Consider the following 26,002-nt stretch of genomic DNA (forward strand, 5'->3'; position numbering starts at 1 on the left):
CTGCCTTCCGGTTTCTCTTTCACAGGGGACGGTGATATGGCATCGCAGGAAGTCCTTCGCGAGGATACAAGTCGCGGCTCCTTTATCAACGACCCGAAAGTCCGCAGTCTCTTCTTCCAGACACTGGTCGTCGTCGTTCTGTTCGGCTCTGTCTGGTGGATCGTGCAGAACGTCATCGACAATCTGCAGCGTCTTCACATCGCCTCCGGTTTCGGCTTCCTCAGGGGCCGCGCCGGATTCGACATCTCGGACACGCCGATCGCCTACACGTCCGATTCGACCTACGGTCGCGCCATCATTGTCGGCCTGATCAACACCATCATCGTCGCCGTGGCCGGCATCGTCACCGCGACCATTATCGGCTTCGTCATCGGCATCGGCCGGCTGTCGCAGAATTGGCTGATCCGCAAGATCTGCACGGTCTATGTCGAGATCTTCCGCAACATCCCGCCGCTGCTGGTCATCTTCTTCTGGTATTCGGGGGTGCTGGCCGTGTTGCCGCCGCCGCGCGAGAGCTATAACCTGCCTTTCGGTTCCTTCCTCAACCAGCGCGGTTTCTATTTCCCGCGCGCCGTCTGGGGCGAGGGCTCATGGCTGATCTTCGTGGCGCTCATCGTGGGTATCGCCATGGCCTGGTTCGTCGCCCGCAAGGCGCGCCAGCGGCAGATGGCGACGGGTCAGCAGTTTCCCGTGTTCTGGACGTCCGTCGCGCTGATCGTCGGCCTGCCGCTGCTCGCCTATGCGCTGAGCGGCTTTCCGCTGAGCTTCGATTTTCCGAAACAATCGACCTTCAACCTGACCGGCGGCTTCCAGGTCAAGCCGGAGTTCCTGTCGCTCTATCTGGCGCTGTCCTGCTACACGGCGGCCTTCATCGCCGAGATCGTGCGGGCCGGCATCAGGGGTGTCAGCAAGGGCCAGACCGAGGCCGCCGCCGCACTTGGCCTGCGCTCGGGATCGATCCTGCGGCTGGTCGTGGTGCCGCAGGCCATGCGCATCGTCATCCCGCCGTTGACCAGCCAGTATCTCAACCTGACCAAGAACTCCTCGCTGGCCATCGCCATCGGCTATCCGGACCTGACGGCGACCGCCGGCACGGTGCTCAACCAGACCGGCCAGGCGGTCGAGGGCGTGCTGATCATGATGATCGCCTATCTCATACTCAGCCTGGTGACCTCGGCCGTGATGAACGTGGTCAATGCCAGAATGGCGTTGGTGGAAAGGTAGGGCCATGCAGGAACACGACATGTCCTGGGTGCGCACCGAAATGGCCCTGGCGGAGGCGGCGCCGATCAGCGAGCGTGGCCTGTATGCCTGGGTCCGCAAGAACCTCGTCGGTTCGGTCGGCGACACCATCCTCACCATACTCGGCATCATCATCGTCGCCTGGGTCCTGCCGCAGGTCATCAACTGGGCCTTCATCAATGCCCAGTGGACCGGGCCGGACCGGACCGTCTGCGCGACCGTGGCGCAGGGCGGCATCCAGCCCGATGGCTGGAGCGGAGCCTGCTGGGCCTTCGTCAACGCCAAGTTCGGCCAGTTCATGTTCGGCACCTATCCGGTCGAGGAGCGCTGGCGGCCGATCCTGGTCGCCATGCTGTTCGCGGCGCTGCTGGTGCCGATGCTGATCCCCAGCGTGCCGCGCAAGGGCCTGAACGCCATCCTGCTTTTCCTGGTGCTGCCGATCGTCGCCTTCTTTCTTCTGGTGGGCGGCGTGTTCGGTCTGCCGCATGTCGAGACGTCGCGGTGGGGCGGACTGCTGATCACGCTCAGCCTCTCCTTCGTCGGCATCGCCGTGTCGCTGCCGCTGGGCACCGTGCTGGCGCTCGGCCGGCGCTCCAAGATGCCGATCGTCAAGATGCTGTGCATCGTCTTCATCGAAGCCGTGCGCGGCATCCCGCTGATCACAGTGCTGTTCTTCGTCAGCGTCATGCTGCCGCTTTTCCTGCCGGCCGGCGTCACCTTCGACAAATACCTGAGGGCGCTGATCGGCGTGTCGCTGTTTGCCGCCGCCTATATGGCGGAAGTGGTGCGCGGCGGCCTGCAGGCGATCCCCAAGGGCCAATACGAGGGCGCCGATTCGCTCGGCCTCGGCTATTGGCAGAAGATGGGACTGATCGTGCTGCCGCAGGCGCTGAAGCTGGTCATTCCCGGCATCGTCAACACGTTCATCGGCATGTTCAAGGACACCAGCCTGGTCCTCATCATTTCGATGTTCGACCTGCTCGGCGTCGTCAAGCAGAACTTCTCGGACGCCAACTGGGCGACGCCGCAGACCGCGAAATCCGGTCTCGTGTTCGCCGCCTTCGTGTTTTGGCTGTTCTGCTTCGGCATGTCGCGCTATTCAATGTATACGGAACGCCGGCTCGACACCGGTTACAAACGATAAAAAGGGGATTGGTTCATGGCCACCGAAAACGCCGTCAGCGCGGAAGAGATCAAGGTCAATGCCGCGAAGATGCACATCTCGACCACCGATGTCGCCATCGACATCATCGCCATGCACAAATGGTATGGCGAGTTCCATGTGCTGAAGGACATCAACCTCAAGGTGATGCGCGGCGAGCGCATCGTCATCTGCGGCCCGTCCGGCTCCGGCAAGTCCACCATGATCCGCTGCATCAACCGGCTCGAAGAACACCAGAAGGGCAAGATCTTCGTCGACGGCAAGGAATTGACCAACGATCTCAAGAAGATCGACGAGGTGCGCCGAGAGGTCGGCATGGTGTTCCAGCACTTCAACCTGTTCCCCCACCTGACCATCCTGGAGAACTGCACGCTGGCGCCGATCTGGGTCCGCAAGACCCCGAAGAAACAGGCCGAGGAGATGGCCATGCATTTCCTCAAGCGCGTCAAGATCCCCGAGCAGGCCAACAAATATCCGGGCCAGCTCTCCGGCGGTCAGCAGCAGCGCGTGGCGATCGCCCGTTCGCTGTGCATGAACCCGCGCATCATGCTGTTCGATGAGCCGACCTCGGCACTCGACCCGGAAATGATCAAGGAAGTGCTGGAGACCATGGTTAGCCTTGCCGAGGAAGGCATGACCATGCTGTGCGTCACCCACGAGATGGGCTTTGCGCGGAAAGTCGCCAACCGGGTGATCTTCATGGATCAGGGCCAGATCGTCGAGCAGAACACGCCGGCCGAGTTCTTCGATCACCCGCGCCACGAGCGCACGAAGCTGTTCCTGTCGCAGATATTGCACTGAGCGCTGCCTCGTCGAAATGGAAGGAGCCCGGCCGCGCCACGGTCGGGCTTTTTCACATTTGGCCGATCGGATCGTTTCGATTGAAACGTGATGGAATCGCAAGAACTATGCCCGGATGAGAAAACGCCTTCGTTTCCTGGCCGTGCTGGTGGCCGCGGTGGTGCTGGTCGCGGCACTCGGCACACTGGTGCCGCGACCACTCTGGCCGGCTGCCGCGGCCGGCGAGGGCGCCAGGCACATTCTGGTGCTGAGCAATCCGATCCACACCGACATCGCCATTCCCGTCGATGATGGCGTGCGCCGGCGCTTTCGCTTCCTCGCCGCTGCCGGCCAGCCTTCCGACGCGCCCGAGGTGCGCTACATCGTCTTCGGCTGGGGCGGCCGCGCCTTCTACCTGGAGACGCCGACTTGGTCGCAGCTGAAGGCGATGCCCGTATTCAAGGCCCTGACGCTTGACGCTTCAGTGATGCATGTCGAGGTCGCCGGCAATATCTCCGGACCCGATGTCGCCGGCTTCGACATCCCGGAAGACCGCTTTGCCGCGTTGCTCGACTTCATCGATGCGAGTTTTCAGCAAGGACCAGGCGGGCCGATCGTCATCGCAGGGGCCGCCTATTCCGATTTCGACCGCTTCTATGAGGCGAACGGCCATTTCAATGCGCTGGCCGGCTGCAACACCTGGACGGCCGCCGCCTTGCGAACCGCCGGCCTGCGCACGGGTTGGTGGAACCCGCTGCCGGTCTCGCTCGGGTGGTCGTTGAAGCTGTATAATGGTAGGTAGCGCAGATAACGCCAACGCCTCGTTCGAGTTCTAGGCCCGCCATCCATAAAGCCAGTCCAAATCCGCGGCGAGCTTCTCCGGCGTCCGCATTTTCAGGAAAAGGTTGCGCGCCAACGCCACCGGACCCCAGGCATGCCAGGCAAGGCGGTTGAGGGCGCCGCGACGTGCCACTCTCACGACGCGCGGCCGGCGCAGACCTTCCCAGATTTGAAGACTTCCGGCCAGGTCGGCAGGGGAGGTGGCCATGACGTCGGCAAGCGTGGCGGCATCCTCGATGGCCATCGCGGCGCCCTGTGCCGCGAACGGCGTCATGGCATGCGCCGCGTCGCCGACCAGCGCGATGCGGCCCGACCTTACCCATGGCTGCTTCTGATCGACCGTATGGATCGGCCAGGCCGCCCACGGGCCGGCCAACTCCGCAAGCCTTGCCAGCGCCGGCGCGGTGCGGCGCATGGCGCCGGCCAGGATTGCGGGATCGGCATGGCCGGACCAGCCTTCGGCGATACGCTCGCCCCTGGTGAAAGCGACGAGATTGATGGCGCTGCCCTTGCTGACGGGATAGGCGACCATGTGAAAGCCGGGATGCAGGAAGGTGGTGACGCAGTCCGGCGCACCGATCTCTGCAAAAGCTTGCCCGGCAGGACTGTCTGCGCTGACGGTTGCCCGCCAGGCCAGTTCGCCGGAGAAGTGGCTTTTCGCAAGCCTGGTTTTCCTTCCTTGGTCGGCAAGTCCGCGCACCGACGACCAGACGCCATCGGCGCCGACCAGAAGGAAACCTTCCGCCGCGACGAGCCTGCCACCCACATCGGCTGCCGCGGTGACGCCTGAACTGCTGATCGTGACGCTGCCAAGGCGCGCACCAGTAGTGAGATGAACATCGGGCATGGCAGCCACGCGCGCCATCAGCGCGTTTTGCAGGTCCGCTCGATGCGCCACGAGGTAGGGCGCACCCCAGCGCGCCTCGCCGGCTCGTCCAAAAGGTACGCGCGCCAGTTCGCCCAAGGTTGCCGCATCCTTCAGCACCACGGCTTCCGGCCTGACGGCATTGGGAAGAAGTGCGTCGAGTACGCCGAGCTCACGCAGGATGCGTGTCGCGTTGGGCGAAAGCTGGATGCCGGCGCCCGCCGCTTCTAGGCGCTGCGCCTGTTCGAAGATCCGTACGGGATAGCCCCGCTCGGCGAAAGCCAACGCCGCGGTCAGCCCGGCAATACCCGCCCCGGCGATGATGACTTGCCGGGACTGTGCGTCTGCCATTGGCCGGGCCGCTGGAAGTCAGGCGGCCTGGTCGATGTAGAGGCAGCCGGCCGGCAGCGTTTCCATCGCCGTCAGCTTCGGCGAATAGCGGTAGAGCGTCGAGCAGTAGGGGCAGACCTTCTCATTGTCGTCGCCCATATCGAGAAACACATGCGGATGGTCGAAAGGCGGGTTGGCGCCGGTGCACATGAATTCCTTGACTCCGATATCGATCGCCGGATGGCCCGCATCGTTCTGGAAATGGGGAATGGAACCGCCTGCCATCGTCGTCTCCTTTAGCGCAGTCTGCTCAGCGTTTGGATCATAACCGGCCTGTTTGCAAGTTCGATGAAATGAAACTGTCGCAAAAGCCTGTCAGAGGATAAGTTAAGCCGGTTAACCGGCTGGAGCATCGCGGCCAGGCGCAACAGCCTGGGCGCCGCCCGAAAGCGGCGAAGCAACCAGACGTGGGAAGAGCAGGAACCATGAACGAACTGAAGCCGGTCCAGAGCGAGTTCATCAATGCGGAAGCGGCAAGCCCGGAAGGCAATCCGGATCGTTTCGTCAATCGCGAGTTCTCCTGGTTGCAGTTCAACCGCCGCGTGCTTGAGGAATCGCAGAACACAAACCATCCGCTGCTGGAGAGGGTACGTTTCCTGTCGATCTCCGCGGCCAATCTCGATGAGTTCTTCATGGTGCGCGTCGCCGGCCTGGCCGGCCAGGTTCGCGAAGGCATCGTGTTGAGAAGTCCGGACGGGCGTACCCCCGAACAGCAGCTCGAACAGCTGCTGCGCGAGGTCGAACGGTTGCAGGAAGACCAGCAGAAAAGCCTTTCGGCGCTGACCGTGCTGCTCAACAAGGAAGGCATCGAGAGCATCACCCGCGACGCGCTGACCAAGGACGAGAAGGCCTGGCTGGAGGAGCACTTCCAGGACCAGGTGTTTCCTGTTCTCACGCCATTGTCGATCGACCCGGCGCATCCGTTCCCGTTTATCCCCAATCTCGGCTTCTCGATGGCGCTGCAGCTTCGCCATCGCAAGAACGGCGAGGAGATGAGCGCGCTCTTGCGCCTGCCGGTGGCGCTGAAGCGTTTCATCCGTTTGCCGGACCGCAAGCACCATGTCCGCTTCATCCCGCTGGAAGAGGCGGTCGGCCTTTACATCGGCAAGTTGTTCCCGGGTTACGAGGTCAAGGGCTCCGGCACGTTCCGCATCATTCGCGACAGCGACATCGAGGTCGAGGAGGAATCGGAAGATCTCGTGCGCCTGTTCGAGACCGCGCTAAAGCGCCGCCGCCGCGGCTCCGTCATTCGCATCGAGTTCGACATGCTCATGCCGGCCGAACTGCGCGAATTCGTCGCCGGCGAACTCGGCGTTTCGTCGAGCCGCATCAGCGTCCTGACCGGCCCGCTGGCGCTCAGCCAGATTTCGGAGATCGTCGCCGTTGCCCGCGACGACCTCAAATTCACGCCCTACAATCCGCGTTTCCCCGAGCGCATCCGCGAGCATGGCGGCGATTGCTTCGCCGCTATCCGCGAGAAGGACATCATCGTCCACCACCCCTACGAATCCTTCGACGTGGTGGTGCAGTTCCTGCGCCAGGCGATGGCCGACCCGGAAGTGGTGGCGATCAAGCAGACGCTTTACCGAACCTCCAACGACAGCCCGATCGTGCGTGCGCTGGTCGACGCCGCCGAGGCCGGCAAGTCGGTGACGGCACTGGTCGAGCTCAAGGCTCGCTTCGACGAGGAGGCCAACATCCGCTGGGCGCGCGACCTCGAGCGCGCCGGCGTCCAGGTCGTGTTCGGCTTCCTCGAGCTCAAGACCCACGCCAAGATGTCGCTGGTGGTGCGGCGCGAGGACGGCAAGCTGCGCAATTATGTGCATCTGGGCACCGGCAATTACCATCCGGTGACCGCGCGCATCTACACCGACCTGTCCTTCTTCACCACCGATGCAACGATCGCACGCGATGTCGCCCAGCTTTTCAACTTCATCACCGGCTATGCCGAGCCGACCGCCGAAATGCGGCTGGCGATCTCGCCCTTCACGCTGAGGAACCGTATCCTGCAGCACATCTCCGATGAGGTCGCCCACGCGCTCGAGGGACGGCCGGCACGCATCTGGATGAAGATGAACGCCCTTGTCGATCCGATCATCATCGACGCGCTCTACGACGCCAGCCGAGCGGGCGTCGAGATCGACCTGGTCGTGCGCGGCATATGCTGCCTGCGGCCGCAGGTGCCGGGCCTGTCGGAAAACATCAGGGTCAAGTCGATTGTCGGCCGTTTCCTCGAGCACAGCCGCATCTATTGCTTCGGCAATGGCCACGGCCTGCCGTCGGACGAGGCCGTCGTCTACATCTCCTCGGCCGACCTCATGCCGCGCAACCTCGACCGCCGCGTCGAGACCATGGTGCCGATCACCAACCCAACCGTGCATGAACAGGTGCTGGGCCAGATCATGCTCGGCAACATCATGGACAATCAGCAAAGTTTCGACGTATTGGCTGATGGAACCTCCCGGCGCGTCGTGCTCGAGGAGGGCGAGGAGCCGTTCAACGCACAGGAATATTTCATGACCAATCCGAGCCTGTCGGGACGGGGTGATGCGCTGAAATCGCATGCGCCGAAGCGGATCGCGCAATTCAAGCGCCGCAAGAAGAACGCCGCCGCCTGATGCTGTCCGATTCCCAGGGCCGGCTGCAGGATCGCCGACCGCTGTCCATCATCGACATCGGCTCGAATTCGATCCGCCTTGTCGTATATGAGGGGCTGGCGCGCTCGCCGACCATGCTGTTCAACGAAAAGATGCTGGCGGGCCTCGGCCGCGGCATCGTGTCGACGGGGAAGCTCGACCCCGAGGGCGTGACACGGTCGATGGAGGAGTTCCGCCGCTTCCGCGCGCTCTCCGACCAGGCCGGTGCCGAGCACATGTACGTGCTGGCGACCGCGGCTGCCCGCGAGGCCGTCAACGGCCCCGATTTCATCCACCGCGCCGAAGACGTGCTCAAGACCGAGATCCGCGTGATCAGCGGCCGCGAGGAAGCCCATTATTCCGCGCTCGGCGTCATCTGCGGCTTTCATCCGGCCAACGGTATTGCGGGCGACCTCGGTGGCGGCAGCCTTGAACTGGTCGACGTCAACGGCGAAGCGATCGGCGACGGCATAACATTGCCGCTGGGCGGCCTGCGCCTGCAGGACATGGCCAAGAATTCCCTCACGCAGGCGGCGAAAATCGTGCGCGACGAGCTGGGGCGGGCGAAGCTGCTGAAAGGCGGGCAAGGCAGGCCTTTCTATGCCGTCGGCGGCACCTGGCGAAATCTCGCCCGGCTGCACATGGAGATGACCAACTATCCGCTTGGCGTCATGCACCACTACGAGATCGGCGTCGAAAGTGCCGCCAATTTCCTGCGGCAAGTGGCGAAAGGCGAGATCGAGAAGATCAAAGGCATCGAGGGTGTTTCGAAGAATCGCCGCTCGCTCCTGCCTTACGGCGCCATCGTGCTGCAGGAAATCATGGCGGCGATGCAGCCGTCGAAGATCATCGTCTCGGCGCTCGGCGTGCGCGAAGGCTTCCTCTATTCCCTGCTCGACCAGGCCGAGCAGAAGGCCGATCCCCTGATCTCGGCATCGGAGGAACTCGCCCGGCTGCGCTCGCGCTCGGTCACCCATGCGCATGAACTCGTCGACTGGACGGCCAAGACCTTTGCCGCTTTCGGCATCGACGAGACCGAGGACGAGGCGCGCTACCGCCACGCGGCGGCATTGCTGGCCGACATCGGTTGGCGCGCGCATCCCGAATATCGCGGCAAGCAATCGCTCAACATCATCGCCCACGCCTCCTTTTTCGGCGTGGACCACCCTGGCCGCGCCTATCTGGCGATGGCCAACGCCTATCGGCACGACGGCATCTTCAACGAAGCCATCGCGCCCGAAATCAAGGCGCTGGCGACACCGCGCTATCTGGAGCGAGCGCGGGTGCTGGCGGCATCGATGCGCGTCGTCTACCTGCTGACCGCCTCGATGCCCGGCGTCATGCCGAGACTGAAATGGGAGCAGCGCGGCAATGGCGTGCTGGCGCTGGTCTTGCCGGCATCGCTGGCAGATCTCTATGGCGAGCGCCCGGCCGGGCGCCTGGCGCAACTGGCGCGAATTACCGGCCGCCGCCTGGAACTGGCGGTCGAAGGTGGGCCGAGCGTTTCGGTGAAATAGGTACGGCCTACCAGAGCGTGAGTTATCTGATCCACGCCGATATTGACCAACTCAATCGCGCCACTTGTTCAGCGGCTTCGTGTTTGAAGACCGGCTTCCCCCACTCCGTCTTGGCTTCGCCAAGCCACCTCTCGCCCGTCGATCGGGGGAGAGGTGTCGAGCGCAGCTCGACGGAGTGGGGGTCGACTTGACACGGGCGTTGGCTTGGCTCGGGCATTGAGAGTCCAACCCGGGGCATTTGTCTGGTTGGTTCCGGGCCTGCCCTTGGATTTAGGCGATATCAAACAGCAGCCCGCCCGTCGACCGACCAGGCGCCGGCGCCGGCCATGGCGAGCGCCAGAAAGCCGCCCGATATCGCGATGTCCTTCATCAGCATCTGCTGGTGCAAGAAGGCAAGCGTCGCATCATCGGCGCCCTGGCCGTAATGGCCGATGAAGCCGGCAACGATGCAGAAGGCGGCCAAAAGCAGAGCCACGATCCGGGTCTGGAAGCCGATGAGTATCAGCAGTCCGGCGATCAGCTCGAACAGGCCCGTGCCCCACGCGGCGAGCCCCGGGAGCGGCAGGCCAAGGCCGGCGAAATAGCCCGATGTGCCGGCAATGTCGGCGAGCGCATGGAAGCCTGACGGTACGAACAGCGCGGCAAGCAGCAGCCGCGAAGCCAGAAGCAGTGCGTTGCGAGGCATGGTCACCTCCGTTGTCGGTTGGCCGGTTTGGGCCTTTACCCACCCGGACCGATCGATCCTACCACCGATGCCCCGGCAAATCCGGGCGCTGAATTGAGGCTTCTGGACCGACAACGAAACAGTGGCGCGGAAAATTCCGCGCCACTGCTGTCAAAGACGGGGGAGGGAAGTTCAGCCGCGCTTGGCGTCGACCGAATAGGCGCCGGCGCCTGAGGAAGCCAGCACGAGGAAGCCGCCGGTGATCGCCAGGTTCTTCATGAAGTTGATCATCTGCATCTGGTCGGCCCAGCCGGTGTGGGCGACCAGGGCCGTGGCGACGGTGAAGATCGCCAGCACCCAGGCGGCAATCCGGGTCTGGAAGCCGACGAGAATGGCCAGACCGCCGAGCAGTTCGATGAGGCCGACGACGATGGCCGTCACGGTCGGCAAGGGCAGGCCGAGGCCGCCGAAATAGGCCGCGGTGCCGGAAAGGGCGCTGAGCTTGCCGAAACCGGAAAGCAGGAAAATGACCGCGAGCAGGATGCGGCCGAGCAGGATCGTGACAGAACTGTTGGACGCGGTGCCGGTGCCGGCGAAGGAAGTGTTGGTGGACATGGTGGCTCTCCGAATGGGGTTGATCGCCCGTCAGATAGACCATGCTGACTGTTCACCAAAGCCGCCTGTCTGGCGACACATTGTTCACAGGACATACGTTTCCGTGAACCGGTGAAAAACGGAAATTCGTGCTGGTCGATGTGGTGGCGGGAGCATATTTTCCCGCCGAAAAAGTGCCTTCACCCCGGATGGGTCATATCTTCCGGCCGCACGATCCGGTCGTAGTCGGCTTCGCTGACCAGCCCGGTGGCCAGCGCTTCCTCGCGCAGCGTGGTGCCGTTCTTGTGCGCGGTCTTGGCGATCTTGGCGGCGCTGTCGTAGCCGATGGTGGGCGCAAGCGCCGTCACCAGCATCAGCGAGCGGTCGAGGGCCGCCTTGATGTTGTCTTCCCGCGCCTCGATGCCGACGACGCAATTGTCGGTGAAGGAGACCGAAGCGTCGGCGAGCAACTGCACCGATTGCAGGAAGTTGTAGGCCATCAGCGGGTTGTAGACGTTGAGCTCGAAATGGCCTTGGCTGCCGGCGAAGGTGAGCGCCGCATTGTTGCCGAACACCTGCACGCAGACCTGGGTCATCGCTTCGCACTGCGTCGGGTTGACCTTGCCCGGCATGATCGAGGAACCCGGCTCGTTTTCCGGCAACGACAGCTCGCCAAGTCCCGAGCGGGGCCCTGAACCGAGGAAGCGGATGTCGTTGGCGATCTTGAACAGCGCGGCGGCAGCGGCGTTGATGGCACCGTGCGAGAATACCATGGAATCATGGGCGGCGAGCGCCTCGAACTTGTTCGGCGCTGTGACGAAGGCGATGCCGGTGATGGCGGCGATGCGGTCGGCCACCCGCTCGGCGAAGCCGACGGGCGCGTTGAGGCCGGTGCCGACGGCGGTGCCGCCCTGCGCCAGTTCCTGCAGGCCGGGCAACGTCAGCTCGATGCGCTTGATCGACGAAGCGACCTGCGCGGCGTAGCCCGAGAATTCCTGGCCCAGCGTAAGCGGGGTGGCGTCCTGCGTGTGGGTGCGGCCGATCTTGATGATATGGCTGAACTCTCTGCTCTTGGCGGCGAGCGCCTTGTGCAGGTGCTTCAGCGCCGGCAACAGGTCATGCACGATGCGCTCGGCGCAGGCGATGTGCATGGCGGTCGGGTAGGTGTCGTTCGACGACTGGCTCATATTGACGTGGTCGTTCGGGTGCACCGGCTTCTTGGAGCCCATGACGCCGCCCAGCATCTCGATCGCCCGGTTGGAGATCACCTCGTTGGCGTTCATGTTGGATTGCGTACCCGAGCCGGTCTGCCAGACCACCAGCGGGAAATGGTCGTTGAGCTTGCCGTCGATGACTTCTTGAGAGGCTTCGACGATCGCCTTGCCGATCGCCGGATCGAGCCGCTTCAGCTCCATATTGGCTTCCGCCGCCGCCCGCTTGACGATGCCGAGCGCGCGCACGACGGATGCCGGCTGCTTTTCCCAACCGATCTTGAAATTGCCGAGCGAACGCTGCGCCTGCGCGCCCCAATAGCGGTCGGCGGCGACCTCGATGGCACCGAACGTATCGGTTTCGGTTCTGGTCTTGGCAGCGCTCACGGCAAGTCTCCGGTCTGTCGATTTGGGCAACGGCGTATCGCGTTGCACAAAACGCATCAAGCGGAGATTGCGGGCGGTGAAGATGCAAATCGGTTGAAGACGGAGCCAATCTCCCCGCTCGTGGGGAGATGCCCGGCAGGGCGGCGGGGGCGCGAAGGAACGCTATCTGTCGTCATTCAACTGCGTTCAGGTTAGAACAAGCGCGGAAGTGCAATCGAATGAGAGATCGGCGGGACAGCGCCCCCCTCTGGCCTGCCGGCCATCTCCCCCACGAGGGGGGAGATCGGCTGTCCACTCACTCCGCCGTATACCCGCCGTCCACCGCAAAGACGCCGCCCCGCCTCTGATCAGACGCCGTCTCCGGGCGGACTGGAGATCAGCAACAAAGCCGCGAGCGCGATGTCGCCGACAGGCGCACGGTTTCGGTTGGTCTGGCCAGGTCATGTCGGACGGCGTGCGAGAAGGCCTGCCATGCAGGCGAGGCGGCAAGCGCGGTTTCATGCTGGGCGTGCGCTTCTTCGCCATCAAAACCCATCACACTGATGAAAACATTCTCACTCGCTCGCACCGGCAGGCGTGGAAAGCTGTTTTCCGCGTGCTCCGTGACGAAAGCGGCGAGCAGCCGCGCACCGGGTGACGCCGTCATCGGCGCGACTTCGGCCTCGAAGCGGCTGGCGAACGCGGCCTCTGCGCCCGGCCGCAAATGATAAATCCGAATCACGACCATGCCTGACAGCGGCGTGCTTCTGCCTGGCTTTTCGTCGGCAGCCAAGCCCGCGCGTAATGCGCCGGAGAGATCGAAGCCAGCGCCGGGCCACGCAGGTTTGAGCAGCAGCACATCGTCGGAATCGATCATCGTGGCGTTGGCGGCATTGCGGTGCGCTGCCCATACCGGACCGTCATAGAAGGCGCTCAGGGCGCCTTTGCGCACCTCCATGTCCTCGAAGCCGCGCAGCCAGACGAACATGTCGGGGCGATCGAGATCCCGGAATTGGCCGATGATGGTCATCCCGGCCTCTTCCTGGCCTTCGATCAGCTTGCCGTCAAAGAGGTCGATAAGGGTATCGCGTTTGCCGGGTTTCAGCGTGTACTGCCGCAGTTCGACGACCGGGGAGGCGAGCGCTGCTGTCTCCGATGTGGCACTCAGGGGCAGGCTCATAAGCTCGTCTCCAAAAACAGGGTGATCATCCTGTTTTATAAAACAGACCGGTTGTCCTGTTTTGTCAATCTGCTAGCTTCTTTTTCTTCCCTCCTGGAGGGGCACGGTGGAGATTCCCGATGACAGGGCATGCCCAGAAGCGCGCCAATGATCCCGAAGGCATGCGCAACAGAGTGCTCGATGCCGCGCAGGAGTCCTTTCAGGTACGCGGCTATCACGCGTCCAGCCTCGGCGATCTGATGGCGGCGGCGGGTGTCAGCGGCGGCGCGTTGCATCATCATTTCCGGACCAAGAAAGCGTTGGCGCTGGCGGTGATCGAAGAGCGTGTGGCCGCGGCGGTCGAAGAAACATGGATGGCGCCTTTGCGGGCGGCCGCTTCGGCGCGCGAAGGCGTGCGTGCAGCCTTCGAAGCCGTGGCGGCGGAACTTGAGCAACAAGGCTTCGTGCGCGGCTGTCCCCTCAACAACCTTGCACATGAACTGTCGCTCGCCGATGCCGAATTGCGCGCCGCCCTTGCCGGCATTTTTGCCGGCTGGCGCCAGGCGATCGCCGACAAGGTCCGGGCTGATCAGCAGGCGGGCAGGGAGCAGGACACCGACCCGCAGCGTTTCGCCGCCCTGGCCGTCGCGGCCTATTCCGGCGCGATGTCGATGGCCAAGACGGCGCAGGATGCCGGCATGTTGCGCGATTGCCTGGCGGGGCTGGAGCAGAGTGTCGCCCAAGCTTCGCCCATGGCCGCAACGAGGCGGCGTCGCAGGATATTGCTGCCACCGGGAAACCTTTGATGCCGAGAACGGGAACGATCCCTACAACTCAGTTCCGTTCTGGGGGAGGGCAGCCGTGGACCGGGCGCTGAACTTTACTGCTGACCGGTGTCCGTGCTGAACTTCAACCCATGATGAAGCGCTTCTCACCAAAATCGGTATCACGACGCCGTTTTCTGGCGCGGGCCGCCGGTCTTGCCACGGCCCTTGCGCTTCCACGCCCGGCGCTCGGCCAGACCGGGCAGCGCATTCAGCCTGTCGACGCCACCTTCCTGTTCATCGCCGATGTCCATGCCTGCCGCATGGCCAGCGGCTTGAGTCCCAATTGCCAGCAGGAAGGCAAGACCGACGCTGCCTTGCTGCGCAATGTGGCGGCTCTGAACGGCATTGGCGACAAGACATGGCCCGTCGAGATCGGCGGCGTCCCGACGGGCCTACGCTCCGCCGGCAGCCGAATCGGCACGCCGCTCGGCCTCGTCATCGGCGGCGACATGACCGACGATGGCGGTGGTCAGATCACCCAGCCGAGTGAAGGCACGCAATTGCTGCAATTCAGCCAGCGTTACCAGCAAGGCATGGGGCCTGACCGCGTGCATGTTCCAGTCTATGTCGGGCTCGGCAATCATGACCTCGACCAAAACGGCCCGCGGCATCACGTTGACTGGTACCGGCGCGAAATGCGCGACTATGTCGAAGTCAATCACCGTGCCGGCGTGTTCTTCAAGCCACCGGTTCCAGCCACCGACTACGATGTCGAGACCGACTGCTATGCGTGGGACTGGGGCGGGCTGCATCTCGTCCAGACCCACCGTTTCGCTGGCGACACCGGCCATGGCGCGGACAGCAGCCTGCCCTGGCTGAAGCAGGATTTGGCGACCTATGCGGCGGACGGCCGCCCGGTCATCCTGTTTCAGCATTATGGCTGGGATAATTTTTCGACTGAGCGATGGGATCCCGCCAAAAAGGCGTTCGACGACGACGGCAAGGGGCCGCCGCATTGGTGGAGCGATGCGGACCGTCAGGCACTGCTTGCGGCCCTGAAAGGCTACAACGTGATTGCCATCTTCCATGGCCATCAGCACGAGGTGCCGATGATCTATCAGCGCGACGGCCTTGATCTCTTCAAGCCAAAGGCGGCCTATATGGGCGGGTTCGCACTGGCGCGGGTCACCAATGATGGCATGGATGTCGTGCTGGGCGAAGCCAGCGACGATCACGGCGGGGTCACATTCACCAACGCCTTCAGCAAACCGTTCCAGACATGAAAGCCCGCAGCGGCCTTTTCGTCCCGGACGCTGACTGACGTCGACCTGGCAGTGCGCTCGGGCCTCGGCCTCCGCTACGAGATGCCGCCGATGATGACCGCCGCGATGTAGGGGCCGAAAGAAAACGCCCCTCGCACCTTTTATCGTGCGGGGGGCGTCTTTGCCGTTCGCTTTTCCTTCGATTGCTCTCGTGAATTGCTGACGACAACCATGAAACGTGCTTCGACCGAAATGGCTCCCGGCGTCCAGATTTTTTTAGGGCCGCTTTGTTCAGTGCCCGATTGGCGTGAACCGTCGCGGCGGGTGAGCCAAGAATTGACATGGCCGTTTAAATAGCTTACAAGACCTTTGTCGATATTTGTTGACTGACTTTTGTTATCCGCGCTTTGCAGCGCGCCTTTGACGAACTTCCCACATCAAAAATCGAGACAAACGACGTTGTGCATCCGCATGACGGCGAACGAGTATTTGCCATGGAAAGGGTTCGTCATGAGCACCGGCACAGTTAAATGGTTCAACGCCACCAAAGGTTTTGGTTTTATTCAGCCTGACGACGGCTCTGCCGACGTTTTCGTCCACATCTCGGCCGTAGAGCGCGCCGGCATGCGTGACATCGTCGAGGGCCAGAAGCTCGGCTACGAGATGGTCCGCGACAACAAGTCCGGCAAGATGTCGGCCGACCAGTTGAAGGCGGCCTGAAAAAGGATTCAGCCTTCCCGGTGACCACGGATGTACTGGCACTGGTGAATGGCGAATTCGGGCGCATGGCGGCGGAAACCTGAGTTTTCGCACGCTGCGTGCCGGAGCGTCCTGTGCATCCACTGGATGCGCGACGCTCTCATGGAAGGTCAGGCGGTGCCTGGCCTTTTTCACTTTGTGGGTCTCGCCGTCGAAAATGCGCTGCGCGTCGGCCTGAACGTGCTAAGGGACGCTCCAGCAAATTGAATCCGCCGCCCCAATGCTTTTGTGCGTGGGTCCTGACTGAAGACCGGTCTTGCCCTATCGGCACGAGACTCCTGACAGGAGAAAGATTTTGACCGCCAATTCGAAAACAGCTGCTGATCAGGCAGTGCCCTTGTTCAGCAAGACGCAAACCCAGTCGATGTCGCTCAACCGCATCATTTCCGAACGCGATGCCCTCACCGAGGCGCGTGAAGCCAAGACCGCGCGTTTGCGCGAACTGCGCCTGGAAAAAGAGGCAGATGAAATGGCTGCGGCGGCCGCACAGGCGGCGTTGCCGAAACGGGCCGGAAGACGCTGATGGCGACGAAGCGTGTGCCGGCGACACCCATCGCCGCTGATGCGACCATCGCCGACATGGTCGAAACATTGGACAAGCCAGTCGAATATGTCCGGCGTGTGCTGGAAAAACTCGAACGCTGCAAGCGCGTCCATGGCGATGCACAGGTGCGCGTCGGCGTGCGGGGCCGCGCCGAGTGCCCGAACTATTTGATCGAATATGTCCGCCAAGACGCCAAGACCCGCGAGCCGGTGACCCATCAGGACGCCGCCTACAGCGGCAGCACGCATCGCGAACTGGCGCCGCATCACATCGCGGAGGCGAGGAACTGGTCGCCTGAGGAAATGAACATAACGGCGGTTTCGGCCCTGATCGGCCGTTTGCGCAGTCCGCGCGCACCATCGCGCTTCGCCGACGAGGACTGAGATGGCCATAAAATTCTCCGCCAAGGACCAACCGCCGGCGCCCGCCGCCGCTGCAAAGCCGGTCAAGCCGGGTGCCGCGCCGAAGGCGGATGCCGCTGCCGAGGCCGCGACCGATCTATTCAAGTCGCCGACCGAGGCGCCGTCGCGCAAGGCAGGCAAGAAGAAATAGCGCCTTGCCGCAAGACGCCGACCGCAATCTGCTGTGCAGGGACCGTTCTCGTTGGTGACCGCAGCCAGCCTTTCATCGCCCCAACGAGGCACCGTCCCGGCATTTGATTGCCAGAGCTGCGGCGCCTGTTGCTCCTACTCGGCCGAGTGGCCGCGCTTTTCCACCGAGGACGACGCGCACCTCGACCGTATCCCGGACAAGTATGTCGCGACCGATCTGTCGGGTATGCGTTGCGAGGGCCCGCGCTGTTCGGCCCTCTGTGGCGAAGTGGGCAAGGCAACCGCTTGCGGCATCTACGAGCTGCGCCCGGATGTCTGCCGCGCCTGCATGCCCGGCGACGAGGATTGCCTGATGGCGCGTCGGGCGCACGGGCTGCCTGTCCTCTGATCTGACGGCGCCGCGGCTTGTGCACGGGGATTTCGCTGCTACGCTGCCCGCCGGGCAGCACAGCGGAGGACCAAATCGTGAGCATCGAATTCTTGTTGACGTCGCTGATCGTGGTGGCTTCGCCCGGCACCGGCGTCCTCTACACGCTGAGCGCCGGGCTTTCCCGCGGCGCCCGCGCCTCAATCGTCGCCGCTTTCGGCTGCACGCTCGGCATCATCCCGCATATGGCTGCCGCCATCACCGGCCTCGCCGCGCTCCTGCACACCAGCGCGGTCGCCTTCGAGACGCTGAAATATCTGGGCGTCGCCTACCTCCTTTACATGGCCTGGAACACGCTGAAGGAGAGGGGTGGTCTGAACGTCGAGGACAATGTCGCGCCGCGCTCCACCGGCAAGGTGATTGCGAGAGGCATCCTCGTCAATGTGCTCAACCCGAAGCTGTCGATCTTCTTCTTTGCCTTCCTGCCGCAGTTCGTCAGCACGACCGAGCCGCACGCGCTGTCGAAGATGCTGGAACTGAGCAGCGTCTTCATGCTTTTGACCTTCGTCATCTTCGTCGGCTATGGCATCTTCGCCGCCTCGATCCGCAGCCATGTCGCGTCGCGGCCGAGGGTGCTGACCTGGATGCGCCGCACGTTCGCCGGCGCTTTCGTCATGCTCGGCGCCAAGCTTGCGCTGGCGGACAGGTAGAATTCGTTCGCCTCGCCTTGGCACGAAATCGATGCCGAACAATGAGAAGGCGAGCCTTGGCCCGCCTTCTTTTGTTCTTCAACTCCGGACTAGCCGGCAATCATTTGTTCGCGCCGCCGAGCGCCTTCAATTTTTCGCAGAACGGGGCATACGGCTTGCTCATCGCCGCATCCTGACATTCCTTCATCATCATGGCTTGGTCGTCCTTGGACATTTTTGCCCAGGCGGCTTTCATCTCGGCGTCGGATTTCATCGTCTTCATGCTCGCATCGGTGAAGAACGGTTCCATCATCTTGGGCGAGTCGAGCGCTCCGGCAAGTGCCGTGCCGCTGAGAACGGTCAACGCGAGTGCTCCAAAGCAGGCGGTTCTGATGTTCATGACATTAGTCCTCCCTATGGTCTTTCTCGATCGTCGAATGGCGGTCGGACTCTATTCCTAGCACAAACCGATGTGTATTAGGAGTAACTCATATGGTGAAGCCGGCCTATCCCTTGACGTAGCCCATCGCCTCGACGATCCGCCCGCCCTCGACGCGCATCAGATTGACGCCGCGCAGCGAATTGCCGTCCGCCATCCAGTAGCGCCAGCGGATCGTCGCCCGCTCGCCGGCGACGAAGGTCTCCTCGATGTCGAAGCGCGTGCCGGGCTGGGTCGCGATCGCCGTCCATAGCCCGACGCAGGCCGCCTTGCCGGCATGGCGCGCACCGTCCGGTGCCGGCACGGTGTTTTCAATCACGCAGTCTTCGCCCACCAGCTCGGCGAGCGCCGACGGTTCGTGCAACTGGAACACATCGTTGAAGCGCCGCATGATCTCGGCTGTCCGCCGCGACTCTGGATGGCTGTCCATGATGCTGCTCATCTCGTGCTTCTCCTGATTTATTGTTGCGCGGCGGTACCCACGAGGGTCGCCTTGAGGTTGATCTGGGCCACGCCGGCCAGCGCGCGCGAAACGAGACAGCTCGCCTTGGCGGACTGGGCAAGGCGCTCGAACTGGTCTTCGGCGAGCCCCGCGGCGTCCACCGCCGTTTCAAGGTCGATGCGGGTGATGGTCGGCCCGGCCTCCGTCGCTCCGAGGTGCACCCTGGCGATGGTGCGGATGTCCCGGGGAATATGACCTCCCTGGCCAAGGATGAAGGTCAGCGCCATCGAGAAGCAGCCGGCATGCGCGGCCGCAATCAGTTCTTCCGGGTTGGTGCCGGGGCCGTTCTCGAAACGCGACGGAAAGGAATAGGCGCCTTCGAACACACCACTGCCGAGCCGCAGCCGGCCTGAACCTTCCCTCAGCGTGCCTTGCCACTCGGCCGAAGCTTCACGAATTGTCATTGCTGTTCTCCCTTCTGGTTCGATCGATGTGAAAGATCAGGCTCCGTCGATGACGACCTTCCCGAACACGTCGCCTTGCTGGAAATAGCGGTAGGCGTCGCGGGCCTCGGCGAAGGGGAAGACCTTGTCGATGACCGGTCTCAACCGGTGCGCCGAGACGGCGTTGAGCATCGTTTCGAGGTTTGCGCGGCTGCCGACGAACAGACGGCCGATTGTGACGAGGCTGCGCTGATAGACGGCGCCCGGGATCTGCACCGTTGCGCCCTTCGCATCCTGAATGGTGAGCAGCACGATGCGCCCATAAAGCGCGCTGGCGATCAGCGACTGCGCGAAGGTCGGCGGGCCGCCGGTTTCGACGGTAAGGTCGATACCGCCGGTTTCGCCACGCACCATCGCCCCCCATTCCGGCATGTCGGTCGAGGAGACGACGAGGTCGGCCCCCATCGCCCGCAGCTTGCCGACCTTCTCGGCGCGAGAGGTGACGGCGACGACGCGGCAGCCGAGCAGCTTGGCGAACTGCAACGCGAACAGCGAGACGCCGCCCGAGCCTATGACTAGAACCCATTGGCCGGGCTTGGGAATCTCCGCCCCGGTCAGTGCGTTCCAGGCTGTCAGGCCGGCGCAGCTCAGCGTTGCCGCCTCGCGCCAGTCGAGATGCTCGGGAACTCGCACCGCCCATTGCTCGTCAAGCACGGCGTACTCGCCGAGCATGCCATCCAGCGTGCAGCCGAGCTGGTCGATCAGTCCGGCATTGATGCGGCCATCGATCCAGCGGGCGAAATAGCTGCCGGTGACACGGTCGCCGACGGCAAAGCGTGTGACATCATCGCCGATGGCGACGACCTCGCCGGCGCCGTCGCTGAGCGGAACGATCCCGCGGCGCGGTGTCAGGGGGTAGGTGCCATTGAGGATCATCGTATCGCGTCGGTTGAGCGAGGTGGCGCGCACCCGCACCACGATCTCCTGGGGACTTGGCTCCGGTCGCACCTCTTCCCGCATCACCAGACATTCGGTTCCGCCCAAACCCTCAAGACGATAGCTGCGCATTTCGGCTCTCGATTATATAGACTGATCTACATATTATGTAGACCAGTTGTCATATTTCTGGCAAGGCTTATAAGGATCTCTCCTGACAGAGGTTGACATGGCGAACGATACGAGAGCCCGCATACTCGAAACGACCGGATTGCTGCTCAGGCGGCGCGGCTATCACGGCACTTCGCTCAATGACATACTGAGCGCCAGCGGCGCCCCGCGCGGCTCGCTCTATTTCCACTTTCCCGGTGGCAAGGATCAGCTGGTCGTCGAAGTGACGCGCGCCAGCGTGGCCGAGGTGACTGAGAGGCTTGGCGCCGAGCTGGCGGCGGAAAGCGATCCGGCGGTTGCCGTTCACCACATTTACCAGTCGGTCGCTCGCATGCTGGAGGACAACGAATTCTCGCTCGGCTGCCCGATCGCGCCGGTCGTGCTCGATGCGCCGAACGACGTGCCGGACTTGGAGGAAATCTGCCGCTCCGCTTTCGAGCAGTGGATCGGCCTGCTGCGCCAGGCGTTTGTCAGGGCAGGGGTGGTCGAGCGCCGCGCACGGGCGCTGGCGCTGTTGGTCGAGTCCTCGCTGGAAGGCCTGATGGTGATTGCCCGCGCCACCCGCGATCGCTCATCGATCAACGTCGTGGCCGATGAGGTGGCTACCCTGATCGAGCAGGCAGTCCTCGCCGGCAAGGCGACGCGGCAAGCGGAGAGCACTGCTGTCTGACGCTGGTTCCAACCGACCACGCTGAAGCAAAGCCTGAATGTGCAAAGAAAAGGGCGGCATCGCTGCCGCCCTTTCCGCATGCATAAAGCAGATGGCTGGATTAGAAGTCCATGCCGCCACTCAAGCCCGCTTGCGGGCTTGAGCATTGTTAGTTCATGGGCGTGCTTATGGACTTCTTAGAAGTCCATGCCGCCCATACCGCCCATGCCGCCGCCGCCCATGCCGCCAGGCATGCCGCCGCCAGCCGACTCCTTCTTCGGAGCCTCCGCGATCATGGCTTCGGTGGTGACCAGCAGGCCGGCGACCGAGGCCGCGTCCTGGAGAGCCGTACGCACGACCTTGACCGGATCGACGATACCCATGGCGATCATGTCGCCATATTCGCCGGTCTGGGCGTTGTAGCCGAAGGTCGCGCCCTTGTTCTCGAGGATCTTGCCAGCAACGATCGATGCTTCCGCACCGGCGTTGGCAGCGATCTGACGGGCCGGGGCCTGCAGTGCGCGGCGAACGATGTTGATGCCGGCGGCCTGGTCGGAGTTGACGCCGGTGGCCTTGAGGTTGCCCGAAGCGCGCAGCAGGGCCACGCCACCGCCGGCAACGATGCCTTCTTCTACGGCCGCGCGGGTCGCGTTGAGGGCGTCATCGACGCGGTCCTTCTTTTCCTTCACTTCCACTTCGGTCGCACCGCCGACGCGGATAACGGCAACACCGCCGGCGAGCTTGGCCAGACGCTCCTGCAGCTTCTCCTTGTCGTAGTCCGAGGTGGTCTCCTCGATCTGCTGCTTGATCTGGGCAACGCGGCCCTGGATCTCGGCCTTCTTGCCGGCGCCGTCGACGATGGTGGTGTTCTCCTTCGAGATCGACACCTTCTTGGCGCGGCCGAGCATGTTGAGGCCGACATTCTCGAGCTTGATGCCGAGGTCTTCGGAGATGACCTGGCCACCGGTGAGGATGGCGATGTCTTCCAGCATGGCCTTGCGGCGATCACCGAAGCCCGGAGCCTTGACGGCGGCGATCTTCAGGCCACCGCGCAGCTTGTTGACGACCAGCGTGGCCAAGGCCTCGCCTTCGACGTCTTCCGAGATGATGAGCAGCGGCTTGGAGGTCTGCACGACCGCTTCCAGGACCGGCAGCATGGCCTGCAGGTTGGAGAGCTTCTTCTCGTGGAGCAGGATGTAGGCGTCCTCGAGATCGGCAACCATCTTATCGGGGTTGGTGACGAAGTAGGGCGAGAGATAGCCGCGGTCGAACTGCATGCCTTCGACGACTTCCAGCTCGGTCTCGGCGGTCTTGGCTTCCTCGACGGTGATGACGCCTTCGTTGCCGACCTTCTGCATCGCTTCCGCGATCATCTTGCCGACCGACTCGTCGCCATTGGCCGAGATGGTGCCGACCTGGGCGACTTCCTCGGAGGTCTTGATCTTCTTGGCGGCCTTGCCGAGAGCTGCGACCACTTCGGTCACGGCCAGGTCGATGCCGCGCTTCAGGTCCATCGGGTTCATGCCGGCGGCAACCGCCTTGTGGCCTTCCTGGACGATCGACTGCGCCAGAACGGTCGCGGTCGTGGTGCCGTCGCCGGCGATGTCGTTGGTCTTCGAAGCGACTTCGCGGACCATCTGCGCGCCCATGTTCTCGAACTTGTCCTCAAGTTCGATTTCCTTGGCGACAGTGACGCCGTCCTTGGTGATGCGCGGTGCGCCGAACGACTTGTCGATGACGACGTTGCGGCCCTTGGGGCCGAGCGTGACCTTCACCGCGTCGGCGAGGATGTTGACGCCGCGCAGCATGCGCTCACGGGCGTCGCGGGAGAATTTTACGTCTTTGGCAGCCATGTTCAACTCCTGGCAGGGGCTCGGATCGAGCCCGAAGATTCAAGATTCAGTTGATGGAAAGGCCGATATTCAGCCGATGATGCCCATGATGTCGGATTCCTTCATGATCAGAAGGTCTTCGCCATTGAGCTTGACTTCGGTGCCCGACCACTTGCCGAACAGGATGCGGTCGCCAGCCTTGACGTCCAGGGGCACGAGCTTGCCAGCTTCGTCGCGGGCGCCGGAGCCGACGGCGATGATCTCGCCTTCCTGCGGCTTTTCCTTCGCCGTGTCGGGGATGATGATCCCGCCGGCGGTCTTGGATTCGGATTCGACCCGGCGTACGACCACGCGGTCATGAAGCGGGCGGAACTTCGACTTTGCCATGTTTTCTTCCTCGATGAGAACGGTGAGAAACAGTTCCTCCGTCCGGCGAAGCCGGACAATCTACAAAGCCCGGCGGTACCGGACCTGTGGTTAGCACTCACCCAGGGCGAGTGCTAACGTGGCGGTGAAATAGGCTGCTGGCTGGCGAGAGTCAAGGCGCGCGCGAGCGGGCAGCGGCGCGAAATTTTGTTTTCCGCGAAAGCCCGCTCGCAGAACGTGCCAGTTGCCGCTGGCCTTTCATGCGAAATGCGCCGGTTCCTCCCGCAATCGACGGCAAAACAAGGCGCGGAGGGGTGCTCTGCCGCTATCGGTCAGAGATCCTGCCGCCCGATACTTCGATACGCAAGACGTGTCGATGTCACGGGAGAGGGGCGCGAAAGCCGCCGCCGAAAACTACAGAAACAATCTCAGCTGCGTATGGATGATGGACCTGTAGTCGTCGATCGTGCGGCGGCCTTCCTTCTCGTCCTGCGTCAGCGCTAGCCGCACGACGCCGCCGGCAAGCTGGAAGATCAGGAACACCACGCGCGCGAAGTCTTCGCGCCGGTCGGGCCGCAGCATCGGAGCGACGTGGTCGCAGAACATCTTGGCCTGGTGCCTTGTCTCAGCAATGTCGAGGTTCTGCAGCGCCTTGTCAGCCTGTATCGCGTTCTGCAGATCCTGGATGGCCGGGTCGTCGGCCACGCGCCGGTAATAGTCCTCGATCATGCGGTCCGCGGCAGCCGTCACGTCCTCAAGCCCACTTATTTCGGCGATGATCTCGCCGAAGCGTGCTCGGCTTTCCTCCGAGAAGCGCTCATAGAGCATCGCCAGGATCGCCGATTTGTTGGGGAAATAATGGTAGACGGTGGCGATCGGTCCGCCCGCCAGTGCGCCCACTTCCTTCATCGTCACCGCGTCGATGCCTTTTTCGCCGATCAGCCGCATGGTCGTCGAAAGGATCGCGTCGATGCGTTCGCGGCTCCGCTCCTGCTTGGGCCTGCGCCTCGGCGCCGTCGCCATCCGCCTTGCTTCCGCCATGCGCCCAATCTCTCGCGAGAGCTTCAAAATTCCCGGTTGACAAGAAACATGATCAAGTATCAGTTTCGTAATGCTGACAAGTTGTCAGCTTTTTTATCGCACTGCAAGGACGTTGGGAGGCGCCTCGTGACTGCGACGCAAGCCGTACAAGCGGAAAATGGCGATTGGCTGGTCGGCAACCCGACCGGCGTCGAGCTCGGCTCCGCATTATGGATCGGCTCGGTCGGGCTGCTGATCCTCGGGCTTCAGCCCGTGCTGCTTGGCGCGCTCTACACCGAGGGCCATGTCAGCGGCGATGAACTGGCGCTGGTCGCCACGGCGGAGATGATCGCGATCGCCATCGGTTCAGCCGTGGTGGCGATGCTGCTTTCCGCGCGCAACATGCGCTGGAAAAGCGCCGTCCTTTTGATCCTGCTGGCCCTGGCGAATGTATGGACCGCCCATGCCGCAAGCGCCAATGCGTTGATCGCCGCCCGCGCCATCGCCGGGCTGGCTGAAGGTGGTCTGGTCGCGATCACCACCGAACTGATCGCCCGTTCGCGACGGGCGGAGCGCATCGGCGGCTGTTTCGTGACGCTGCAGACCCTGGCGCAATGTGCGCTCGCTCTGCTTTTGGCACTCTATGTCATTCCCAAGGCGGGGTCGTCCGGCGGCTTCATCGTGCTTGCCGTCGTCTGCGTCGTTTCGCTGGCGGCCGCTTTCACCGTACCCGGTGACTACGCCGACCTGCCGAAAGAGGAGAACCTGGCCAATGTGCTGACGGTTCCTTCGATCACCGCGCTATTGTCGGTCTTCTGCTACTTCATGTTCTTCGGCGCGATCTGGGCCTTCCTGGAACCGCTCGGTGCGCAGTATGGGATTGATAGCTGGACCGTCGGTCTGATCGTCTCGGCCAGCCTGGCGACGCAGGTCCTGGGCGCGATGACGGCGACCGTGTTCGAGGCGCGCATCGATTACCGCATTGCCATTACGGCCATCGGTGCCGTCGCGCTGGTCTCCTCCCTTGTTCTTGCCAGCGCACCTGGCCTGACGACATTCTGGATCGCCGCCTTGGTCATGGGCTTCATCCTGTTGTTCATCGTACCCTATCAGATCCGGCTGGCGATCACGGCGGACGAGACGCGTACCGCCGTGCTGCTGGTGCCGGCTGCACAGCTCTTCGGCCTGGCGATCGGGCCGGTCGCGGCGTCACTGCTCATCGACGGCAAGGATTTCCGGCCCGTGCCGGAATTCGCCGCGGCAAGCGGGTTTGCCAGCGTGGCCCTGCTTGGCCTGTTCGTGGCCACTATGCGCCGTCGGCGCGTCTGACGGGACGGCT

Annotated in this window: 30 protein-coding genes; 17 read left to right on the top strand and 13 right to left on the bottom strand. The window is 63.2% G+C overall.

Translation table 11 applies throughout. The features are described 5' to 3' along the window. The first annotated feature begins 36 nt into the window (after positions 1-36). The 4 genes from FJ986_RS01275 (at position 37) to FJ986_RS01290 (ending at position 3,986) form a co-directional block, all read left to right on the top strand. Complete coding sequence (locus tag FJ986_RS01275; protein WP_140494318.1) at positions 37-1,224, top strand: amino acid ABC transporter permease; 1,188 nt, start codon at positions 37-39, stop codon at positions 1,222-1,224. A 4-nt stretch (positions 1,225-1,228) separates the two neighbouring features. Beyond that, positions 1,229-2,386 carry an amino acid ABC transporter permease gene (locus FJ986_RS01280; protein ID WP_140515507.1) on the top strand — a complete coding sequence of 386 codons (1,158 nt, stop codon included), beginning with the start codon at positions 1,229-1,231 and terminating at the stop codon, positions 2,384-2,386. A gap of 15 nt (positions 2,387-2,401) precedes the next feature. After that, a complete protein-coding gene (locus FJ986_RS01285; RefSeq protein WP_140494315.1) occupies positions 2,402-3,205 on the top strand; it encodes an amino acid ABC transporter ATP-binding protein in 804 nt (267 codons plus the stop codon). Positions 3,206-3,320: 115 nt separating this feature from the next. Continuing rightward, the gene (locus FJ986_RS01290) at positions 3,321-3,986 is read left to right on the top strand and encodes a TIGR02117 family protein (protein WP_140521613.1); all 666 of its coding nucleotides are present in this window, start codon (positions 3,321-3,323) and stop codon (positions 3,984-3,986) included. A 30-nt stretch (positions 3,987-4,016) separates the two neighbouring features. Here FJ986_RS01290 and FJ986_RS01295 read toward each other — a convergent pair whose 3' ends face one another. Both FJ986_RS01295 and FJ986_RS01300 read right to left on the bottom strand, forming a co-directional pair. Beyond that, positions 4,017-5,240, bottom strand: a complete 1,224-nt coding sequence (locus FJ986_RS01295; protein WP_140521615.1) for an FAD-dependent monooxygenase — start codon at positions 5,238-5,240, stop codon at positions 4,017-4,019. Between the two features lie 18 nt (positions 5,241-5,258). Continuing rightward, positions 5,259-5,504 carry a zinc-finger domain-containing protein gene (locus FJ986_RS01300; RefSeq protein WP_140494310.1) on the bottom strand — a complete coding sequence of 82 codons (246 nt, stop codon included), beginning with the start codon at positions 5,502-5,504 and terminating at the stop codon, positions 5,259-5,261. Positions 5,505-5,704: 200 nt separating this feature from the next. Here FJ986_RS01300 and FJ986_RS01305 point away from each other — a divergent pair, with 200 nt between their 5' ends. Continuing rightward, on the top strand, positions 5,705-7,897 hold the full coding sequence (locus FJ986_RS01305; protein ID WP_140494308.1) for an RNA degradosome polyphosphate kinase: 2,193 nt from the start codon (positions 5,705-5,707) through the stop codon (positions 7,895-7,897). After that, positions 7,897-9,432: an exopolyphosphatase gene (ppx, locus tag FJ986_RS01310; RefSeq protein WP_140521617.1), complete on the top strand. Its 1,536-nt coding sequence runs from the start codon at positions 7,897-7,899 to the stop codon at positions 9,430-9,432. Before FJ986_RS01305 ends, ppx begins: the two co-directional genes overlap by 1 nt. 280 nt (positions 9,433-9,712) lie before the next feature. Here the strand turns inward: ppx and FJ986_RS01320 are convergent, their stop codons facing one another. The 4 genes from FJ986_RS01320 to FJ986_RS01335 form a co-directional block, all read right to left on the bottom strand. Continuing rightward, entirely contained in the window at positions 9,713-10,117 is a 405-nt protein-coding gene (locus tag FJ986_RS01320; protein WP_140494304.1) for a DoxX family protein, read from the bottom strand. Positions 10,118-10,288: 171 nt separating this feature from the next. Further along, complete coding sequence (locus tag FJ986_RS01325) at positions 10,289-10,711, bottom strand: DoxX family protein (RefSeq protein ID WP_140494302.1); 423 nt, start codon at positions 10,709-10,711, stop codon at positions 10,289-10,291. Between the two features lie 179 nt (positions 10,712-10,890). Continuing rightward, positions 10,891-12,288 carry a class II fumarate hydratase gene (fumC, locus tag FJ986_RS01330; protein WP_140521619.1) on the bottom strand — a complete coding sequence of 466 codons (1,398 nt, stop codon included), beginning with the start codon at positions 12,286-12,288 and terminating at the stop codon, positions 10,891-10,893. Between the two features lie 376 nt (positions 12,289-12,664). After that, positions 12,665-13,387: an NIPSNAP family protein gene (locus tag FJ986_RS01335; RefSeq protein WP_224680583.1), complete on the bottom strand. Its 723-nt coding sequence runs from the start codon at positions 13,385-13,387 to the stop codon at positions 12,665-12,667. Here FJ986_RS01335 and FJ986_RS30660 point away from each other — a divergent pair. The 9 genes from FJ986_RS30660 (at position 13,280) to FJ986_RS01370 (ending at position 18,386) form a co-directional block, all read left to right on the top strand. After that, positions 13,280-13,570, top strand: a complete 291-nt coding sequence (locus FJ986_RS30660) for a hypothetical protein (protein WP_224671835.1) — start codon at positions 13,280-13,282, stop codon at positions 13,568-13,570. The two genes, FJ986_RS01335 and FJ986_RS30660, sit on opposite strands and share 108 nt — an antisense overlap. Continuing rightward, entirely contained in the window at positions 13,567-14,232 is a 666-nt protein-coding gene (locus FJ986_RS01340; RefSeq protein WP_140521621.1) for a TetR/AcrR family transcriptional regulator, read from the top strand. Before FJ986_RS30660 ends, FJ986_RS01340 begins: the two co-directional genes overlap by 4 nt. Positions 14,233-14,342: 110 nt before the next feature. Then, positions 14,343-15,476, top strand: a complete 1,134-nt coding sequence (locus FJ986_RS01345; RefSeq protein WP_140494294.1) for a metallophosphoesterase — start codon at positions 14,343-14,345, stop codon at positions 15,474-15,476. A 489-nt stretch (positions 15,477-15,965) separates the two neighbouring features. After that, the gene (locus tag FJ986_RS01350; protein ID WP_010915421.1) at positions 15,966-16,175 is read left to right on the top strand and encodes a cold-shock protein; all 210 of its coding nucleotides are present in this window, start codon (positions 15,966-15,968) and stop codon (positions 16,173-16,175) included. Between the two features lie 334 nt (positions 16,176-16,509). After that, the gene (locus FJ986_RS01355; protein WP_140494292.1) at positions 16,510-16,737 is read left to right on the top strand and encodes a hypothetical protein; all 228 of its coding nucleotides are present in this window, start codon (positions 16,510-16,512) and stop codon (positions 16,735-16,737) included. Next, positions 16,737-17,141 carry a hypothetical protein gene (locus tag FJ986_RS01360; RefSeq protein WP_140494290.1) on the top strand — a complete coding sequence of 135 codons (405 nt, stop codon included), beginning with the start codon at positions 16,737-16,739 and terminating at the stop codon, positions 17,139-17,141. Before FJ986_RS01355 ends, FJ986_RS01360 begins: the two co-directional genes overlap by 1 nt. A 1-nt stretch (position 17,142) precedes the next feature. Beyond that, positions 17,143-17,310, top strand: coding sequence for a hypothetical protein (locus tag FJ986_RS30355; protein ID WP_181172054.1), 168 nt, complete (start codon positions 17,143-17,145; stop codon positions 17,308-17,310). Positions 17,311-17,361: 51 nt separating this feature from the next. Further along, positions 17,362-17,697, top strand: coding sequence for a YkgJ family cysteine cluster protein (locus tag FJ986_RS01365; protein ID WP_140673211.1), 336 nt, complete (start codon positions 17,362-17,364; stop codon positions 17,695-17,697). Between the two features lie 77 nt (positions 17,698-17,774). Beyond that, the gene (locus FJ986_RS01370; RefSeq protein WP_140494286.1) at positions 17,775-18,386 is read left to right on the top strand and encodes a LysE family translocator; all 612 of its coding nucleotides are present in this window, start codon (positions 17,775-17,777) and stop codon (positions 18,384-18,386) included. A 100-nt stretch (positions 18,387-18,486) separates the two neighbouring features. On the opposite strand, the gene FJ986_RS01375 is transcribed toward FJ986_RS01370, so the two are convergent. From FJ986_RS01375 to FJ986_RS01390, 4 genes are all read right to left on the bottom strand, one after another. Beyond that, positions 18,487-18,765 (bottom strand): hypothetical protein, encoded by a 279-nt coding sequence (locus FJ986_RS01375; RefSeq protein WP_140494284.1) that lies wholly within the window; start codon positions 18,763-18,765, stop codon positions 18,487-18,489. Positions 18,766-18,871: 106 nt separating this feature from the next. Next, complete coding sequence (locus FJ986_RS01380; protein WP_140583819.1) at positions 18,872-19,246, bottom strand: nuclear transport factor 2 family protein; 375 nt, start codon at positions 19,244-19,246, stop codon at positions 18,872-18,874. A gap of 17 nt (positions 19,247-19,263) precedes the next feature. Next, positions 19,264-19,710: an OsmC family protein gene (locus tag FJ986_RS01385; RefSeq protein WP_140673213.1), complete on the bottom strand. Its 447-nt coding sequence runs from the start codon at positions 19,708-19,710 to the stop codon at positions 19,264-19,266. Positions 19,711-19,746: 36 nt separating this feature from the next. Next, positions 19,747-20,757 carry an NAD(P)-dependent alcohol dehydrogenase gene (locus FJ986_RS01390; protein ID WP_140494278.1) on the bottom strand — a complete coding sequence of 337 codons (1,011 nt, stop codon included), beginning with the start codon at positions 20,755-20,757 and terminating at the stop codon, positions 19,747-19,749. Between the two features lie 97 nt (positions 20,758-20,854). On the opposite strand from FJ986_RS01390, the gene FJ986_RS01395 reads away from it, so the two are divergent. After that, the gene (locus tag FJ986_RS01395; protein ID WP_140494276.1) at positions 20,855-21,466 is read left to right on the top strand and encodes a TetR/AcrR family transcriptional regulator; all 612 of its coding nucleotides are present in this window, start codon (positions 20,855-20,857) and stop codon (positions 21,464-21,466) included. A gap of 176 nt (positions 21,467-21,642) precedes the next feature. On the opposite strand, the gene groL is transcribed toward FJ986_RS01395, so the two are convergent. From groL to FJ986_RS01410, 3 genes are all read right to left on the bottom strand, one after another. Further along, a complete protein-coding gene (gene groL / locus FJ986_RS01400; protein WP_140494274.1) occupies positions 21,643-23,298 on the bottom strand; it encodes a chaperonin GroEL in 1,656 nt (551 codons plus the stop codon). A 69-nt stretch (positions 23,299-23,367) separates the two neighbouring features. Further along, on the bottom strand, positions 23,368-23,664 hold the full coding sequence (groES, locus tag FJ986_RS01405) for a co-chaperone GroES (protein WP_006203049.1): 297 nt from the start codon (positions 23,662-23,664) through the stop codon (positions 23,368-23,370). A 393-nt stretch (positions 23,665-24,057) separates the two neighbouring features. Then, complete coding sequence (locus FJ986_RS01410) at positions 24,058-24,684, bottom strand: TetR/AcrR family transcriptional regulator (RefSeq protein WP_181165128.1); 627 nt, start codon at positions 24,682-24,684, stop codon at positions 24,058-24,060. A 126-nt stretch (positions 24,685-24,810) separates the two neighbouring features. Here FJ986_RS01410 and FJ986_RS01415 point away from each other — a divergent pair, with 126 nt between their 5' ends. Next, positions 24,811-25,992: an MFS transporter gene (locus FJ986_RS01415; protein ID WP_140673215.1), complete on the top strand. Its 1,182-nt coding sequence runs from the start codon at positions 24,811-24,813 to the stop codon at positions 25,990-25,992. The last annotated feature ends 10 nt before the right edge of the window (positions 25,993-26,002 follow it).

Source organism: Mesorhizobium sp. B1-1-1, from assembly GCF_006442955.1.
Classification (GTDB): domain Bacteria; phylum Pseudomonadota; class Alphaproteobacteria; order Rhizobiales; family Rhizobiaceae; genus Mesorhizobium.